The organism is Pedobacter frigiditerrae (assembly GCF_004331645.1).
Classification (GTDB): Bacteria; Bacteroidota; Bacteroidia; order Sphingobacteriales; family Sphingobacteriaceae; genus Pedobacter; species Pedobacter frigiditerrae.
Map to the genome: position 1 here is coordinate 1463695 of NZ_SJSK01000001.1, position 15990 is coordinate 1479684.

Sequence of the window (15990 nt, forward strand, 5' to 3'; positions counted from 1 at the left end):
AATTTGATTACCTCCTCACTTGTCCATTTCCTTGAACAATCCATTTATAACTTGTTAGTTCCTCTAATCCCATTGGACCACGAGCATGGAGTTTTTGTGTGCTAATTCCTATTTCTGCACCTAAACCAAATTGAGCACCATCTGTAAAAGCAGTTGAAGTATTTGCATACACCGCTGCTGCATCTACTTGGTTCAAGAATTGAGCTACATGATTGGCATCTTCAGAAATAATGGCTTCACTATGTTTAGAACTATAATTAGAAATATGGTCTAATGCTTCATTTAAATCTTTAACAACTTTAACGGCCATTTTTAGGGATAAAAACTCAGTTCCAAAATGTTCAGGCAAAGCCAGGTTTAATAATGTTGATGGATAGCTAGCTTTTAAAACTTCGTAACTTCTTTCATCTACAAAAAGTTCAACTTCTTTTTCAGCCAAAGGCAATAAAAGCACTGATAAATCATTCAATCTACCTTCATTTACTAACACACAATCTAAAGCATTGCAAACACTCACTCTTCTGGTTTTTGCGTTTAGAATGATTGCTTTTCCTTTTTCCAAATCTCCTGTTTCATCAAAATAAGTATGAACAATGCCTGCACCAGTTTCTATTACAGGAATTTTGCTGTTCTCTCTTACGTAATTAATTAAAGATTGACTTCCCCTCGGAATTAGTACATCTACAAATCCCCTTGCATTTAACAAGGCCTCTGTTGCAGCTCTTTCTACTGGTAATAGGGTCAAAACATCTATATTAATTTGATGCCTTTCTAATACTTGATGAATAACTTTTGTAATGGCAACATTTGAAAATTCAGCGTCGCTGCCGCCTTTTAACACTGCAACATTCCCAGTTTTAAAGCAAAGCGAAAATACATCGGCAGTAACATTTGGTCTTGCTTCGTAAATTACCCCAACAGTACCCAATGGTACTCTTACTTTTTGTATATGAAGTTGATTTTCTAATGTTTTTGTAGAGAGTACATCTCCCAAGGGACTATTTAATTTGGCAACATTTTGTATGTCTTTTGCAATGCCTTCAATTCTATCAAGTGTAAGCTTTAACCTATCGTATTTTGGGTCTTCGATAGGCATTTTAGCTAAATCCTTTGTATTTGCATTAAGAATTTCATCAGCGCTGCTAACTAAAGCTAGGCCTAAATCTAATAAAACAGAATTTATTTTTTCTTTAGCTAAACTTGTTGTGCTGCGACTCGCTTTTTGTGCTTTCTCGAAGTATATTTTGTAATCCATATGGTGTTGTTTTAAACGCAAAGCAAGTTAAGTTTAACGTAAAGAACACCGAGATTTATTGTTCAAGTCAACAATTTCTTCTTTACGATGTCTTTGCGGTTAATATTCGCTTTAGTCTTTTAGCTTAAATACAAATAATCGTAATGTACTAAAGCCTTTTGTTTTTTCTGTCCAATTCGTTCTCTTGCCTTGTCTGAGCCGTATTCTGCTATTCCTAAACCAATTAGGTTATCATCCTCATCAACAATCTTAATAATATCACCTTTAAGGAAATCTGATTTAATTTCAATTATCCCGATAGGTAGTAAACTAGTAGCTTTACCAGAAGTTAAAACCTCTTTTGCACCATTGTTTAATTTAACAATTCCTTTTGCATTAGTCTCTGAATGAGCAATCCATTTTTTCTTGCCAGACTTACTTTTCTCTGGAACAAAACGAGTGTGTATTAAATTTTCATCAAGCAATGCCGTTAAAACATTGTCTGTTGTGCCATTGGCGATGTGTACCGTTATGCCCAATTTGGCTACTTTTTGTGCCATTGTAGATTTAGTTACCATTCCACCTCTGCCAAATTGTGATTTTCCAGTGCTAATAAATGATGCTAAATTTGCGATTGAACCTTCAATTTCTTCAATAACTTTAGAGCCTTCTATTTTTGGGTCTCCATTATAAATTCCGTTTACATTTGATAAAATTATCAAAGCATCCGTATTTAGCATAGAGGCAATTAAGCCAGCTAACTCGTCATTATCGGTAAACATCAACTCTGTTACCGAAACCACATCATTTTCATTTACCACCGGAATTACATTATGTTGTAGCAAAATCTGCATACAATTTTTCATATTCAGGTAATGAGCCCTATCTCTAAAATCTTCCTTGGTAACTAAAACCTGAGCGCATTTTATATCGTGTTCGGCAAAAAAGTTTGCGTAAGTATTAATCAATTTCACCTGACCAATTGCGGCTAATAATTGCCTTGTAGTTACGGCATCTTGTTTTTCGGCAATTTGAATTAAACTTCTGCCAGATGCAACAGCCCCTGAAGACACCAAAATAACCTCTATGCCTTGTGTTTTAATTGCCACTAATTGATTCACCAAATGATTTATCCTTCGCTCATCAGGCAAACCATTGGCTTGTGTAATTACATTAGAACCAACCTTAACAACTATCTTTTTGTAGCCTAAACTCATCTCAAAATTAAAAACCTAAATGTAGTAATTCTATAGATTTAATAGAGAATTATTTGACGTATTTTAATATTTTTTGGAATAATCTATCCATTAATAAAAAGTTATGTAAAAATTATTTGTCTGTAAATCAATTAGTTAATAAATGTATAAAAATAATTATAGTACTATGTATTGCATAATACTATATGAAACATATATCTTTGTTTTATGATAGCAGAAAATACGCAAACGCAAATGCGAAAAGGCATACTCGAATATTGTGTGCTTTTAATCATATCTAGAGGAGAAATTTACGCTTCGGATATTATCGCAGAATTAAAGCAAGCAAAACTACTTGTGGTAGAAGGAACATTGTACCCCTTGCTTACTCGATTAAAAAATAATGGGTTGTTAAGTTATAACTGGGTCGAGTCTACTTCTGGTCCGCCACGTAAATATTATGTGCTTACCGCAGAAGGAACTCAATTTTTAAAACAATTGGATACCACTTGGCAAGAATTGGCTTATGCCATTACCACTTCTCAAAATGGTGTTCAAAAATTAGCTGACACTCAAAATTAAAGAAACAGAATATGAAAAAGACACTCATCATAAATATAGGTAATTCCATCATTCACATTGAAGAGGATGCTTATGAGATTTTAACCACCTATTTAAACGAAATTAAGATGCATTTCACCAAAAATGCTGATGATTTCGAAATCGTAACCGACATAGAAAATCGCATTGCGGAAATGTTTGCTGAAATATTAGTAGCAGGTCAAAAACAAGTGATTGAATTAGCAGATGTAGAAAGTGTAATGGCACAAATGGGTCAAGTTCAAGATTTTCAGACTGAGGAAGATGAAGAAGAAACACCAAAAGCTACCAAATCATCAGCTTATGAAGGTGAAAAGAAATTATACCGGGATACAGATGAAGGTGTAATTGCAGGTGTTTGTGCTGGCTTGGGTTATTACCTTAATATTGAAGCTCGTTGGGTTAGGTTATTTGCATTACTATCAATTCTTTTAAGTGGAGCAGGTATTTTGGCTTACATCATTTTATGGGTAGTTATGCCGAGGGCGACAACTAGGTCTGAAAAAATGGCAATGAAAGGTGAGGCCACTAATCTTTATGGCTACAAGAAAAGTTTCGAAGAGGAATTAGCAGCATTTAACGAAAAAATGAAAGCGGCTAACGAACACTTTCAACCATTGATGAGGAATTCTGGAAATTTCATTACCGAATTAATCAGGGTTATTGGAACTTTCATAACCGTATCTGGCAAGGTAATTATGAAGTTTATTGCAGGAGCTTTAATAGTTTGCGGTTTCATTGCCTTACTTGCGTTAGTTATTTGCCTAGCAGGGTTTCTTGGTTTCTGGGACGAAGACATGTACCGATTCCCTTTTTCTATAATTAATGATGGCTTCAGAACGGAAATTTTAGTTGGAGCTTTTATCACCATATTTATCCCAGTTTTAGCATTGGTTTTATTTGCCATAAGAGTTGCTTTTAACAAAAAAGCAATTAACAAAACTGTTTCATTTGCCTTATTAATTATTTGGTTGTTCGGCGTATCTTCTACAGTATATTTTGCAACAAAAATTTCAGCAGAGTTCCAGGAACATGCAGAATTGGTACAATCTAATGAGCTAAAAACTTACCCAACTTATGTAATTGATGTAGATAAAGGAATGGAATTTAGTAGGGAAGATAGTTTGGCTTATAATATCAAAGAAAATGATTTTGGTAGCCGTGTAATTGTAAACGATGATGATGACCATCCTTTTAGAGTGCCAAGAAACGTAAGGATTGAAATTGAAAAAAGTGAGAATGGAAAAACTTCAATGGTACAGACTTACGAATCGCAAGGTAAAACCTTTCTGATCGCATTGCGTAATGCTCAGAACATTGATTATAGGTACACCCAAAAAGATTCATTATTAACCTTGAGTCCTAGATTAAGATTGAAGAGCGAAAGCATCTGGAGAAATCAAGAAGTACATATTTCTTTAAAAGTGCCAGTGGGAACACATCTAATGTTGAATAATAATATTTATCGATATCTACAATTCTATTATTACCAATGTGGAGTAGAAGACCCTACTCAATATAGAGAGTGGATAATGACAGAAGATGGCTTAAAATGTAAAAGCGAATTAGATAAAAGTCAAGAATTACCGCATCCGAATAATCCATAAGCAATTTGTCACTCGATAGATGCCGGGTGACAAAAAACAAAAGAAATCATGAAAAATATAGCAGTGCTAATTGCATACCTTTTGGTATGTGGGGCTTGTTTTGCCCAAAAAACAGCTAAAATAACAGGGAAAATTGTTGATGAAAAAGCAGCTGTTATACCTTATGCATTGGTTAAGTTGTTAAATTATCCAGATACATCATTCGTTAAAAGCATACAAACAGATTTTGATGGTTTCTATAATTTCGACCAAGTTAAAGTTGGCAATTACATACTAGCCGTAAATATGGTGGGCTTTAAAAGCACTAAGTCAGTAAAGTTTACAGTAGCAGAAACTGATGTGCAAATGCCAAATATCAAAATTGAAAGTGTAACCAAAAACTTAAAAGAAGTATCTATTACAGGGATAAAACCCTATGTAGAGCGCAAGGTTGACAGAACGGTTTTGAACGTAGAAAGTAGTATTAATTCATCTGGTAATAGTGCGCTAGAGCTATTAGAAAAAGCACCAGGAGTTACGGTCGATAGGCAAAATGACCAAATTAGATTGAATAATAAACCTGGCATTACAGTAATGATAGATGGTAAAACAAACTTTTTATCAGGAACAGATGTAACCACTTTATTGAGTAACATGAGTAGCGACCAAATTGCTACAATAGAATTGATTACCAATCCTTCATCAAAATATGATGCTGCAGGAGCTGCTGGAATTATCAATATTAAACTAAAACGAAATAAGGCTTTCGGTACGAACGGAAATTTGTCATTAAATACAGGACAGGCAATTCAGCCAAATTTTCCTAAAGATATGTATCGTGTTGGCTTAAGCTTAACGCTAAACAATAGAATAAATAAATGGAATGTTTATGGAACAGGTGCTTTTAACAGGAAAGTAGGTTTTAACAATATCAATGTGTTGCGTAGTACCTTAACAAGTAATTTGGCAAGTTCATTCAATCAGAGTTTTGCAAGACATTCAAAAGGAGTGGCTTATATGGGCAAGTTGGGAGCAGATTATTATGTGTCTGATAAAACGGTTATTGGTGTAATGGTTGATGGAAATAAGATAAATTCAGATTTAGATAATGTTAGTCAGACAAGAATTAAGGAAATGCAAAGTGGCGTTGAAACAAATAATGCTGTTAATCAATTGGCCTTGTCTGATTCTCCAGTCGGAAACCTTACTGCAAATTTTAATATTAAACACGATTTTAATAAGGAAGGAACTAACTTAACTTTTGATGCTGATTATTCTGGTTTTAGCAACGAAAAGAACGATAATTTTGATGCGCAATATCTTAATAATGCTGGCAACTTAACCAAAACCACAGCCTTAAAAAATTTTACTGATGCAAAAATTGATGTGTTGGCTGCTAAAACAGATTTTACTTGGGCGATTAATAAAACGGTAAAAATAGAGGTCGGTTTAAAAAGTAGTTATGTAGTCACCCATAACGAATTAATATCTGAACAATTTTTGGCAGGAGCTTGGCAAAATATTGCTGGACAATCTAATAATTTCATCTACAAGGAAAACATAAACGCTGCTTACACCAACTACGCAAAAGAATGGAAAAAATGGCAATTTCAACTAGGTTTAAGGGCAGAATATACCCATTCCAATGGTAATTCGGTAACGAGTAATAAAGTGGTCGATAGAAATTATCTTTCCTTATTTCCAACTGTATTTGTAAATCAAACACTAAATAAAAATAATAGCATTAATTATTCATTTAGCAGAAGGGTAGATAGGCCTAATTATCAACAGTTAAATCCGTTTGTATTTTATATGGATCCTTATGCATTGGATGAAGGAAATCCATATCTAAAACCTCAGTTTACTTATAATCTTGAAGTTGGTTATAGTTATAAAGAAGCTTCATTGTCATTTAATTATGCTGATACTAAAGATATGATTACTCAAATTAGTCAACAAAATGAGGTAACTAGGGTTGTTAACGTAATTCGCAAAAACTTAGGAAGAGCACAAATTTTTTCTGCCAACTTATATATCCCTGTTAAGGTGACTAAATTCTGGAGAATGCAAAATAATGTGAGCGTATTTTTATCTAAATTTAATGATGGAAATTTAGAAGGTGCCAAATACCAAGCAAGTAAAGTAGCGTTTAATCTCAACACTAATAACTCACTTACCTTACCTCAAAATTTTTCAGTGGAACTTGGCTTTTGGTTAAATTCTCCAAGGTTAAACGGGGTTGAGGAAACAACAATTACTCAGTATGCATTAAACGCAGGGATTCAGAAAAGCTTGATGAATAAAAAACTGAAAATAAGATTGAGTATGGATGATATTTTTTTAACCAATCATTGGGAAGGGAAATTGCAGTATCAAAATGTTAACTTAAATGTGGTTAATCGTTACATGAGTAGAAGGGCAGCATTTACGGTTAATTATAATTTTGGAAATCAGAATGTGAAATCTGCAAGAAATAGAAATACTGCAACTGATGATATTAAAGGTAGGGCAGGAAGTAATTAATTAAACATTTGTCATACTGCACGATTTTTTCATCCCGGACCTTGCGAAGAATCTCAAAGCTGAATTCTTAAACGAGATTCTTTTCCAAAGAAGTAGTGGCAAGCTGTTGCACTCAGAATGACAAATTCTCTTAGAAAACAACAATAATTAAAAAATAACAATATGAAAAAAGTACATTATTTAATCACACTTATCTCAGCTACTCTTTTTGGCTGCAATTTTAATGGGAACAACGATAACCTATCAATAGGGGTTAAGAGTACAGATGCTGGCTACAGTTTCGAAGCATCTTACCCTGAGAAGAAAACAGAAAAAGTGGTAGCATATTTAGAGAAAACCTTAGGAGATGATAAAATCTTTACGGCCCCTAGCGATATTAAAGATGAGGAAGTTGCCTTGGGAGATAGTGTTAAATTTTATTTAAAATCATCACCAGGAAACATAGAAATAGATTTTAAAAAGCAGCATAATTCTGAAGCTTCTTATGTCAAATTAGTAAATATGTGTAAAGGAGTTAAAGAAGTTTTAAAGTAAATAGTTGTCAGTCTGAGCCAGTCGAAGACTGTTTATCCTTCGACAAGCTTATTATAATCAATTACTTAACCGTATATCTATAAACAGCCCTTCCGATATTCCCATTTTTATCAAAACCTTCTACAACAGCACGGTAAGATCCTCTTCCATCTGCGTTGAAAAACTCGAAACTAATATTGCCGTTGTCATCAGTCATTAATTTAGGATTCCAATAAATGGTAGTTCTTAAATCACTGCTTGTGGGAATAGCATTTGGTATATATTTAGGAGAATAAAACTCACGCTCTTTTGCATATCCCATTGGTGTAAAGTTTACGATGTTGTTTTTTGGCAACATATTCATCAATTCTTCCTTGGTAATTTTCTTGCCAACAGGAGCTTTTTTGGTATTAATAACCAATACACCTTTAGTGCCATAAGCTCTATCTACAGTCCCTAAGTCATCTTTCAAAAACACCTCTACAGACTCTAGATCTGTAACATTTACAGAGTTAATATCTCTGGCATCAACTGGATTTCCATTGATAAATACTTGCACAGGGGTTCTGCCACCTTGGTTAAAATCTCTTGATACATAAAAATTTTCGGTATCAAATGTCATTCCTGTAGCCATTGTTTTTAAACATTCTAAAAGAAAATTACATCCACCAACAAATCTGTCAGCGCTTAATAAATGATCTGGCATCATGCTTAAACTAGATAATGCACTATGGTCTGCATGGCTTGGTTTTTTAATTGCAGCCCCTTTAATTTCTACAGTTTTAAGAGTTTTCATATACCTGTATTGTTTTTGGCTATTGCTCAGATAAGATGATAAAACAGTATCTATGTTAGCTACTTCATCTGCTACGTTAATGTTTTTGCCAGCAACTGGACTTGGGTTTCCATCTAGCATGATCATTAAATTTGCAGCATTTGCATTGTATTTTGCACTAACCACTACTTCAGATGAATCTGGAATGTTTAAGTTTTGAAATCTGAAAACACCCATATTCGTGGTAATAGTTTCAGAAGAAATAGGCTTGCCAGGAACCATTAATCGCATGGCGCCTTTTCTTATTGGCATTCCTGTGCGATCCCTTAAAGTTCCTGTAATGGCAATTCCTTCTTCGGGAGCAATTGTAACTACCGGATATTTATTTGCTAATATATCTTTGTACGTAAACCTGCGATAACCTTGAGTAAGCATCAGTTTATCTAAATCAGCTAATTTTTTTTCATCAGTTTTGGTAAAATAATAGTTGGGTTTTTCTATGTATCCTTTTAAATCAGATGTTAACAATAACGAACTTAATATCGTAGTTTCACTATTTTCATCCACAGGAACTTTCTGCTCATCAATTACTGAAATAGAGAAATTCCCTAAACTTGGTAAACCAGCACTTTTAGCATCTAAAGTCATTTTAACTTTTTGGCGAGGCTTGTAAATAGGTAAATCTGTTTTAACAGCTAAGTTTAGCGCATCTTGATGGAGAACAAAACTCAGCCGTTCGCTAATTGGGTCTCCTTTATCATTAAATAAAGTAATCTGAACAACGCCAGAAGGAAAATTCTTTTTTGGTATTCTGGTAGTAATTACTTGATTTTTCAGCTCTGCTTTTGCTGCATAATAAACCACATTTGTGCTTTGTGCCACTATAAAGAAGCCTTTGTCTTTATAGGCTTCAAAATATGGGCCGTTTGCCAGTACCTTTAAATTGATAAATTCTGCATTTGAATTGGTTATTTGTAAACTAATTCCGGCATCAACTGCTTTGGGTAAATCGAATGTTTTGATGCTGCCATCCTTAAATGTAATTTTAGCTTTATAACTTTTCCCGGCTTCGGGTGTCATAAATAAGGAGCCCATACCTGCATAAGATGAAGTAAAAGTTGTGAGCTCGCTACCAGTATCATCTACTAAACTACCTTTAAAATCTACGCTTAAACCAGATGTTTTTATACCTTTAAATCCCACTTGATTTGGTATCCCATTAATCAATTGACCTCCCTCAGGGAAAAACTGGACATCAATATCACTCGCTGTCTGCTTCAATTTAAAACTTGCGCTGGCAATTTCTTTTTCAGCAATGCTGATGTCTGTGATAATATCGCCTTTGGTTATTATTTCTCCAGGTTTACTTGTAATTACAACAGTTAATACTCCGTTTTGATCTGTAGTTCCTTTGCCTTTTGTATAAACATCATAATTAGAAAGTACTCGCCAATTAACCGTTTTATTAACCAATACCTTTTTAGACATATCCCTAAATTGTATTTTGGCTGTTGTTTTTAAGCCTTTATCGCTTGGTTCTGTATTAAATGAAATATTAGTGATCAATTGTTTGTCAATTGCTTCGCCAATTGGGATGGTTTTGGTAAAAAAGTAGGCGTCGCTAAAATTAATCATCCACAATGTGTATGCCCTAACATAATAATTGCCTTGTTTATAGTTTTGCATATTAAGTGCAATATTTCCATTGGCAACGCTATTTTTTAAGGGTAATCTTACAGTTTGCATTAAAGAATCTTGCGCATTCCAAACTTCTACGTATACAATTTTACTCCAGGGAGATGGTAAATTTTGTTCTGTTGTAACATAAGCTTTAAACCACATGGTATCAGCAACTGCATAATAAGGCTTGTCAAAATGTAAATAAACTTTTTCAACTGGCTGTTCTTCTGCTAGCCTTTTTGTTTTGGTGAGGATGTTATTTAAAACCACACTGTCTTGAGCAAAGGCAGATTGGCTTAAAAAAGCGGAAAAAATAACGATTGCAAAAAGTATTCTTGTAGATTTCATCAATTGAATTATAGTGGTAGATTGTTTGCTAATATATTGATAATTGATCGATGGATATGCATTGTAACCAATCTTTAACATATTTTTACAATTGAAAAGGCATAAAAAAACGGATGCCTTATTGCAGGGCACCCGTTATGGATTTTATTTTTTCTATTTGAATTCGATGATGAATTCTGATTTTGGCTGACGTACTTTTTTTAAGTTTACTAACCAGTCGCCTGTTTCGTCACGGTAACCCAGAGGCATAATCGCAACGCTCTTTAAGCCTTTTTCTTTCAAACCTAAAATTTTATCATACTCAGCATTGTCAAATCCCTCCATTGGTGTTGCATCTACTTTTTGGATGGCTGCTTCTGCTAATGCCATTCCAAAACCAATGTAAGCTTGGCGAGCTGCGTGATTAAAGTTTATTTCTTCAGTTCTTGGAACATAATTGCCAACCAACATTTTTTGATAATCTGTGGTGCTCTCTGGAGGAGTTCCACGTTCGTTATGCGTATGCGCAAAAACACCATTAATTCTATCTTCTGTATAGGTATCCCAAGCTGCAAATACCAAAAGATGCGATGAATCTATAATTTGCGATTGGTTAAATGAATGCGCTAAAAGTGTTTGTTTTAAATCAGGATTAGTAACTACAATTACTTTGTAGGGTTGTAGACCCGAAGAAGTTGGTGCCAAACGAGCAGCTTCTAAAATTAAATCTACTTTATCTTGAGGAACGGCCTTGCCATTCATTTTTTTAGTGGCATATCGCCAGTTTAGGGCTTCTATTAAACTCATTTTGTTTATATCAATTTTATAAAACAAAGGTGAATATTATAAATTAATGAAGCATTGATGTATGATAAGTAAATTGTCATTTTAGGTCTGTTGACAATTAAATTGCTAAATGGATTTGATCACATAAGAAAGCCACAGATTAGGTAGATTTTAAATCTGCTGTTCAATGGGCTCTTTTCCTAATGTTTCAGCTTTGCTTTAAATAATTTCTCTAGCTTTTCCATTTTTGGTAAAATCACTAATCGGCAATAAGGTAATTCGCCATTTTTAATAAAATAATCTTGATGATAGTTCTCGGCCACGTAAAAAGGCTTGGCTTTTTCAATAACAGTTACTACCGGATTGTCAAAGGCCTTTGTTTTATTTAATTCGGCTTTATATTTAGTTGCAATTTCTTTTTGTTCATCGGTGTGGTAAAAAATAACCGAGCGATATTGTGTGCCAACATCTGCTCCTTGTCTGTTTAAAGTTGTAGGGTCATGACTTTTCCAAAAAACCTCCAATAGTTCATCGTAACTAATTTTTGCAGGGTCGTAAGTTATTTCCGTAACCTCAGCGTGATTTGTTGTTCCGCTACAAACATCTTCATAAGTAGGATTTACAACATCGCCACCCTCATAGCCAGATTTTACACTAGACACTCCGTTTAACCTTTCAAAAAGCGCCTCAGTGCACCAAAAACAGCCCATTCCAAAAGTTGCTTTTTGTAATTTTTGCTTTTGCGCATCGGCATTTTGCATAGATAGGATGATTAATATTGTTATTAGAATATATTTTTTCATTTTTTACTTTTGTTTTCTAAGTAATAATACGGAAAACGAAACAGTAAAGTTTTATGAAGTTGAAAAGGGACCTGGTACTGACAATCTAGTTTAAAAAATACGATTAATTCACTTTGTTAATAACTTAACAAACTGTTTGGTAAATTGTTAGATAAGTAAAATTTATATAAACAATGTTTATTAACATATCTTTTATAAATTTAAATAACATTTAAAATAAATAACATGTCTACACCTTATATTCCTTGCCTTGATTTGGGCACTTACATTAATGGTAATGAAGAACAACGCAAAAAGTTTTCTGACGAATTAGGAAGAGCTTTTAATGATTCTGGTTTTGTAACCATCACTAATCATGGCGTTAGTCAAGAGCTGATTGATAAATTGTATGCAAACATTAAGGCTGTTTTTGCTTTGCCTGTAGAAACTAAGCGTAAATACGAAAAACCAGAATTGGCTGGTCAACGTGGTTACACCAGTGCAGGTAAAGAAACTGCAAAAGGTGCTAAAACTGCCGATTTAAAAGAGTTTTGGCAAATAGGTAATGAGGTTACTGATGGCGACCCAATCAAAAGCGAATATCCTGATAATGAAGTATTGGAAGAAATTGCAGAATTTAATCCTGTTACCAGAGAGATTTATCAGAAATTAGAAGAAAACGGCAAGCATTTATTACGTGCCATTGCAACTTATTTAGAATTGCCAATTGATTATTTTGACAAACACGTTCATAATGGAAATTCAATTTTAAGAGGTATACACTATTTCCCGATCGAAAATCCGGAAGCCTTACCTGATGACGCAGTTCGTGCTGGTGCCCACGAAGACATTAATTTAATTACTTTGCTAATTGGTGCAAGTGCCGATGGTTTAGAAGTTTTAACTCGTAGTAACGAATGGTTACCAATAAAAGCACATCATACAGATATCGTTGTAAACGTTGGAGATATGTTGCAAAGATTAACCAATAACAAATTAAGGTCTACAACGCACAGAGTGGTAAATCCGCCAGTTGAACTGATGAAAACTTCACGGTTTTCTGTGCCATTTTTCTTGCATCCACGTTCTGATATGGATTTAACAAGTTTGCCTTCAACAATTGATGCTGAACATCCAAAAGTATATAGCGATATGACTGCAGGAGAATATTTAGATGAAAGATTAAGAGAGATTGGACTAAAAAAATAGTCCAGTTTGCAGTTTTCAGTTGGTAAATCGCAACTGCCAATTGAAAACTGAGAATTGAATTAGCTTTTCGCTTCAATCCCTCACGTAACCTGCAAATTTTTAATATAAAGCGCTATATATTTAGCGCTTTATTATTTTAAGTTAATGATTAATAAAGAATTACAAATTTTTGCTACAATAAAAGGAATTGGATCTGCATCAGGATTATTCTTGAAAAACAATTTATTATATGTAATTGGCGATAATAGCTCTTGTTTGTATGAGTATAATATCAAAAGTAAAATCTTAAATAAAATTGAACTATTAAAAGGCTTAAAGGTTTTAGAGAACATTCCAAAAGCAAAAAAGCCAGATTTTGAGGTACTTTGTAGTTTTAAGAACAGCCTTTATATTTTAGGCTCTGGCTCTACCCCAAATAGGAATCTGATGGTTGCCTACCATTTAGAAACTAAAAAGATTGTACAGAAAAATTTGTCATCAATATACGCCAAGGTAAAAAGTAGTTGTGAAATAGATAATGACAATTTGAATATTGAAGGTGCCGTTTTTGATGGAACAAACTGGTTTTTGTTTAATAGGGGGAATGGTAATGCAAAGAAAAATGGTGTTGTTAAAATCTACGGAAGTGATTTAGCCAAAGCCACAAAAATTGAGTTTTCATCAATAGTTCTACTAAAAACTGATCAAAAGTTAGTTTCATTTACCGATGCTGTTTTATATAAAAATCAAATCTATTTCATCGCAGCAGCAGAAGATACAAAATCTACTTACCACGATGGTGAAATTTTGGGAAGTTACCTAGGTAGCTTGAATGCAGAAACGCTAAGTTTAAATTTCATCAAACAAATATCTACCAACCAAAAATTTGAAGGGATTTCCTTTATTAAAAGAAGCGCAATGAAATTAGAATTCTTGGTTTGCGAAGATAGAGATATAGAAATTTTAGAGACTGTGATTTATAAGTTGGTTGTATAAAAAAGGTTTCATCGGACGCTTTAAGATTATCTATCGGACGATGTCTCACCGACCGAAATAACAAATGTGGTTTTGGCAAGCGCTTGGCCAACTAATAAAAGAAAAATGGAGTAGCCCGCTTGTAATCAGACTGACCCAATAACGTATATGTAAAAATCATATCGTTGAAGCAAACTAAGCCCGATTGGTTTGCAAGACGTAATTCATAACTTAAACTATAATTTGTTGTTTAAGCTTCTCAATCTCATCATCTCGTTTTTTAAGCTTAGCTTTTAATTCTTCAATTCGGTTTTGTTGTTGAGTGATAGTTTTTTGTAAGAGTTCTAACTCATTTAAATTGATATAGACCTTTTGCTCGCTCTTTAATTGCTCATTATATTGTTCCTTTTGCAAAAACGCTTCAATTGGTTTGCCTAAAATTTTGGCAATTTGCGCTAAGCGTTCTGTAGATATTTTAACCGCACCAGCTTCTATTTTATAATAAGCACTTTGTGTGATACCTAACAAACTAGCCATGTAATCTTGAGGATAACATTTTTCGTCTCTATATTTTCTTATATCGTCACAATAGATATTCTTCTTTTCAGCACTTGTTAATATTTGATGTTTTTCCATAGTACCGTAAGTTTAAATAATAACATTATGCCAAATAGGAATAAATTTATTCCTATTTGGCATAATGTTATTCCTGATTTATTACAATTTCATTTTTTGTTGAATTAGTTTTATATCAATCAATTTATTATAAACTAAATTAAAATTTAAACTATGAAAAAAGTAAATTTACTCAGTAAAGCTGATATGAAAAAGGTAATGGGCGGTAATGTGTCAGGAAGTGGAGTATGTGATGGATAGATGACTAATCCCGACGCAGGAGTGTGTTATAATTGTTGTTATGGTATATTGGGAGATATAGCTGTTTCTGAAGAAGAGGATTATCATTATATGGATTTTTGCATGGAGAGTTGCAATTTATAACTAACACTTATCAAGATATTCTTAGTCCAAATAATAATATGCTAAATTATAAAAGACACATTTTTGTTATATTGATTTCTATAGTTGCGTTGGCAAGTTCTGCACAAACAATTAAGTATAATGTGAGAGGAAATATTGCTAAAGTTGGTTTAAACAATTATGCATACCTTATCATCCATACTAAACCTTTTAAACTAATGTCAGTTCCTATAAAAAATGGAATTTTTGAGTTTAATGGGGAAATGGATCTGGACTCGAATCTTTACCATACCGCTTCTATATTTGTTGATGTTTCTAATAAAATTACAGTTGCAGAGGTGCAAGAAAAATATAATAAGAAGGAATTTCGTTTTGGTGTTAATGGATTAAATTTCATGCTATTGGAGACTATTGAATTATCCATTGATACTGGTGCAAAAATGTCTCAAGCTAACATTGTTGCGGGTGGTGTTTTAACCAAGGAGCATCAAGAATTCAGAAAAATTTATAATAATCCCGAATTAACATTAGCTTTTATTAAGAGTCATCCTGATTCACCTATACCATTAAGTCTATTTTCATCTTTTATTAATATTAATCATATGATATTTTCAAATCAATCCGATGAATCGAAGAAATTTCAATTAAATAAAATGTATGATTTATTCTCTGATAGATTGAAAAAAACCAAAAAGGGAAGAGATATTAAATCTAAACTAGAATCTGAAAATAATTAATTTTTTTTACTCTGAATCTTTGATAAATAAAAGCTCTTTTCACAGGAGCCTCTCTTTTGGCAAATTAAATCCTATTATTGTTTTTATAACATTGATATGGATTTAATCTG

Annotated in this window: 13 protein-coding genes; 7 read left to right on the forward strand and 6 right to left on the reverse strand. The window is 33.3% G+C overall.

What is annotated here, in order from left to right:
* Window positions 1-7: 7 nt before the first annotated feature.
* Both EZ428_RS06205 and proB read right to left on the reverse strand, forming a co-directional pair.
* Entirely contained in the window at window positions 8-1255 is a 1248-nt protein-coding gene (locus EZ428_RS06205) for a glutamate-5-semialdehyde dehydrogenase (RefSeq protein WP_131552221.1), read from the reverse strand.
* 119 nt (window positions 1256-1374) lie between these two features.
* The gene (gene proB, locus EZ428_RS06210; protein ID WP_131552222.1) at window positions 1375-2451 is read right to left on the reverse strand and encodes a glutamate 5-kinase; all 1077 of its coding nucleotides are present in this window, start codon (window positions 2449-2451) and stop codon (window positions 1375-1377) included.
* 207 nt (window positions 2452-2658) lie between these two features.
* On the opposite strand from proB, the gene EZ428_RS06215 reads away from it, so the two are divergent.
* The 4 genes from EZ428_RS06215 (at window position 2659) to EZ428_RS06230 (ending at window position 7673) form a co-directional block, all read left to right on the forward strand.
* On the forward strand, window positions 2659-3012 hold the full coding sequence (locus tag EZ428_RS06215) for a PadR family transcriptional regulator (RefSeq protein ID WP_131552223.1): 354 nt from the start codon (window positions 2659-2661) through the stop codon (window positions 3010-3012).
* Between the two features lie 11 nt (window positions 3013-3023).
* Window positions 3024-4637, forward strand: coding sequence for a PspC domain-containing protein (locus EZ428_RS06220; protein ID WP_131552224.1), 1614 nt, complete (start codon window positions 3024-3026; stop codon window positions 4635-4637).
* 48 nt (window positions 4638-4685) lie between these two features.
* A complete protein-coding gene (locus EZ428_RS06225; protein WP_131552225.1) occupies window positions 4686-7139 on the forward strand; it encodes an outer membrane beta-barrel family protein in 2454 nt (817 codons plus the stop codon).
* Window positions 7140-7301: 162 nt separating this feature from the next.
* Window positions 7302-7673: a hypothetical protein gene (locus EZ428_RS06230; protein ID WP_131552226.1), complete on the forward strand. Its 372-nt coding sequence runs from the start codon at window positions 7302-7304 to the stop codon at window positions 7671-7673.
* Window positions 7674-7734: 61 nt separating this feature from the next.
* On the opposite strand, the gene EZ428_RS06235 is transcribed toward EZ428_RS06230, so the two are convergent.
* The 3 genes from EZ428_RS06235 to msrA form a co-directional block, all read right to left on the reverse strand.
* Window positions 7735-10536 carry a carboxypeptidase regulatory-like domain-containing protein gene (locus EZ428_RS06235; protein WP_225871005.1) on the reverse strand — a complete coding sequence of 934 codons (2802 nt, stop codon included), beginning with the start codon at window positions 10534-10536 and terminating at the stop codon, window positions 7735-7737.
* Between the two features lie 72 nt (window positions 10537-10608).
* The gene (locus EZ428_RS06240) at window positions 10609-11241 is read right to left on the reverse strand and encodes an NAD(P)H-dependent oxidoreductase (protein ID WP_131552227.1); all 633 of its coding nucleotides are present in this window, start codon (window positions 11239-11241) and stop codon (window positions 10609-10611) included.
* 179 nt (window positions 11242-11420) lie between these two features.
* Window positions 11421-12023, reverse strand: coding sequence for a peptide-methionine (S)-S-oxide reductase MsrA (gene msrA, locus EZ428_RS06245; protein WP_131552228.1), 603 nt, complete (start codon window positions 12021-12023; stop codon window positions 11421-11423).
* A 225-nt stretch (window positions 12024-12248) separates the two neighbouring features.
* Between msrA and EZ428_RS06250 the strand changes: the two genes are divergently transcribed.
* Entirely contained in the window at window positions 12249-13211 is a 963-nt protein-coding gene (locus tag EZ428_RS06250) for an isopenicillin N synthase family dioxygenase (protein WP_131552229.1), read from the forward strand.
* 144 nt (window positions 13212-13355) lie between these two features.
* Window positions 13356-14186 carry a DUF6929 family protein gene (locus EZ428_RS06255; RefSeq protein WP_131552230.1) on the forward strand — a complete coding sequence of 277 codons (831 nt, stop codon included), beginning with the start codon at window positions 13356-13358 and terminating at the stop codon, window positions 14184-14186.
* A 210-nt stretch (window positions 14187-14396) separates the two neighbouring features.
* Here EZ428_RS06255 and EZ428_RS06260 read toward each other — a convergent pair whose 3' ends face one another.
* The gene (locus EZ428_RS06260) at window positions 14397-14801 is read right to left on the reverse strand and encodes a helix-turn-helix domain-containing protein (RefSeq protein ID WP_131552231.1); all 405 of its coding nucleotides are present in this window, start codon (window positions 14799-14801) and stop codon (window positions 14397-14399) included.
* 401 nt (window positions 14802-15202) lie between these two features.
* On the opposite strand from EZ428_RS06260, the gene EZ428_RS06265 reads away from it, so the two are divergent.
* Window positions 15203-15880, forward strand: a complete 678-nt coding sequence (locus EZ428_RS06265) for a hypothetical protein (RefSeq protein WP_131552232.1) — start codon at window positions 15203-15205, stop codon at window positions 15878-15880.
* Window positions 15881-15990 lie beyond the last annotated feature (110 nt).

What these genes read in the sequence shown, in the direction of transcription:
- EZ428_RS06235 (WP_225871005.1), bottom strand. Translation starts at nt 10,536, where the DNA reads ATGTTAAAGATTGGTTACAATGCATATCCATCGATCAATTATCAATAT.
- EZ428_RS06240 (WP_131552227.1), bottom strand. Translation starts at nt 11,241, where the DNA reads ATGAGTTTAATAGAAGCCCTAAACTGGCGATATGCCACTAAAAAAATG.
- EZ428_RS06225 (WP_131552225.1), top strand. Translation starts at nt 4,686, where the DNA reads ATGAAAAATATAGCAGTGCTAATTGCATACCTTTTGGTATGTGGGGCT.
- EZ428_RS06250 (WP_131552229.1), top strand. Translation starts at nt 12,249, where the DNA reads ATGTCTACACCTTATATTCCTTGCCTTGATTTGGGCACTTACATTAAT.
- EZ428_RS06215 (WP_131552223.1), top strand. Translation starts at nt 2,659, where the DNA reads ATGATAGCAGAAAATACGCAAACGCAAATGCGAAAAGGCATACTCGAA.
- EZ428_RS06205 (WP_131552221.1), bottom strand. Translation starts at nt 1,255, where the DNA reads ATGGATTACAAAATATACTTCGAGAAAGCACAAAAAGCGAGTCGCAGC.
- EZ428_RS06260 (WP_131552231.1), bottom strand. Translation starts at nt 14,801, where the DNA reads ATGGAAAAACATCAAATATTAACAAGTGCTGAAAAGAAGAATATCTAT.
- msrA (WP_131552228.1), bottom strand. Translation starts at nt 12,023, where the DNA reads ATGAAAAAATATATTCTAATAACAATATTAATCATCCTATCTATGCAA.
- proB (WP_131552222.1), bottom strand. Translation starts at nt 2,451, where the DNA reads ATGAGTTTAGGCTACAAAAAGATAGTTGTTAAGGTTGGTTCTAATGTA.
- EZ428_RS06255 (WP_131552230.1), top strand. Translation starts at nt 13,356, where the DNA reads ATGATTAATAAAGAATTACAAATTTTTGCTACAATAAAAGGAATTGGA.
- EZ428_RS06230 (WP_131552226.1), top strand. Translation starts at nt 7,302, where the DNA reads ATGAAAAAAGTACATTATTTAATCACACTTATCTCAGCTACTCTTTTT.
- EZ428_RS06220 (WP_131552224.1), top strand. Translation starts at nt 3,024, where the DNA reads ATGAAAAAGACACTCATCATAAATATAGGTAATTCCATCATTCACATT.
- EZ428_RS06265 (WP_131552232.1), top strand. Translation starts at nt 15,203, where the DNA reads ATGCTAAATTATAAAAGACACATTTTTGTTATATTGATTTCTATAGTT.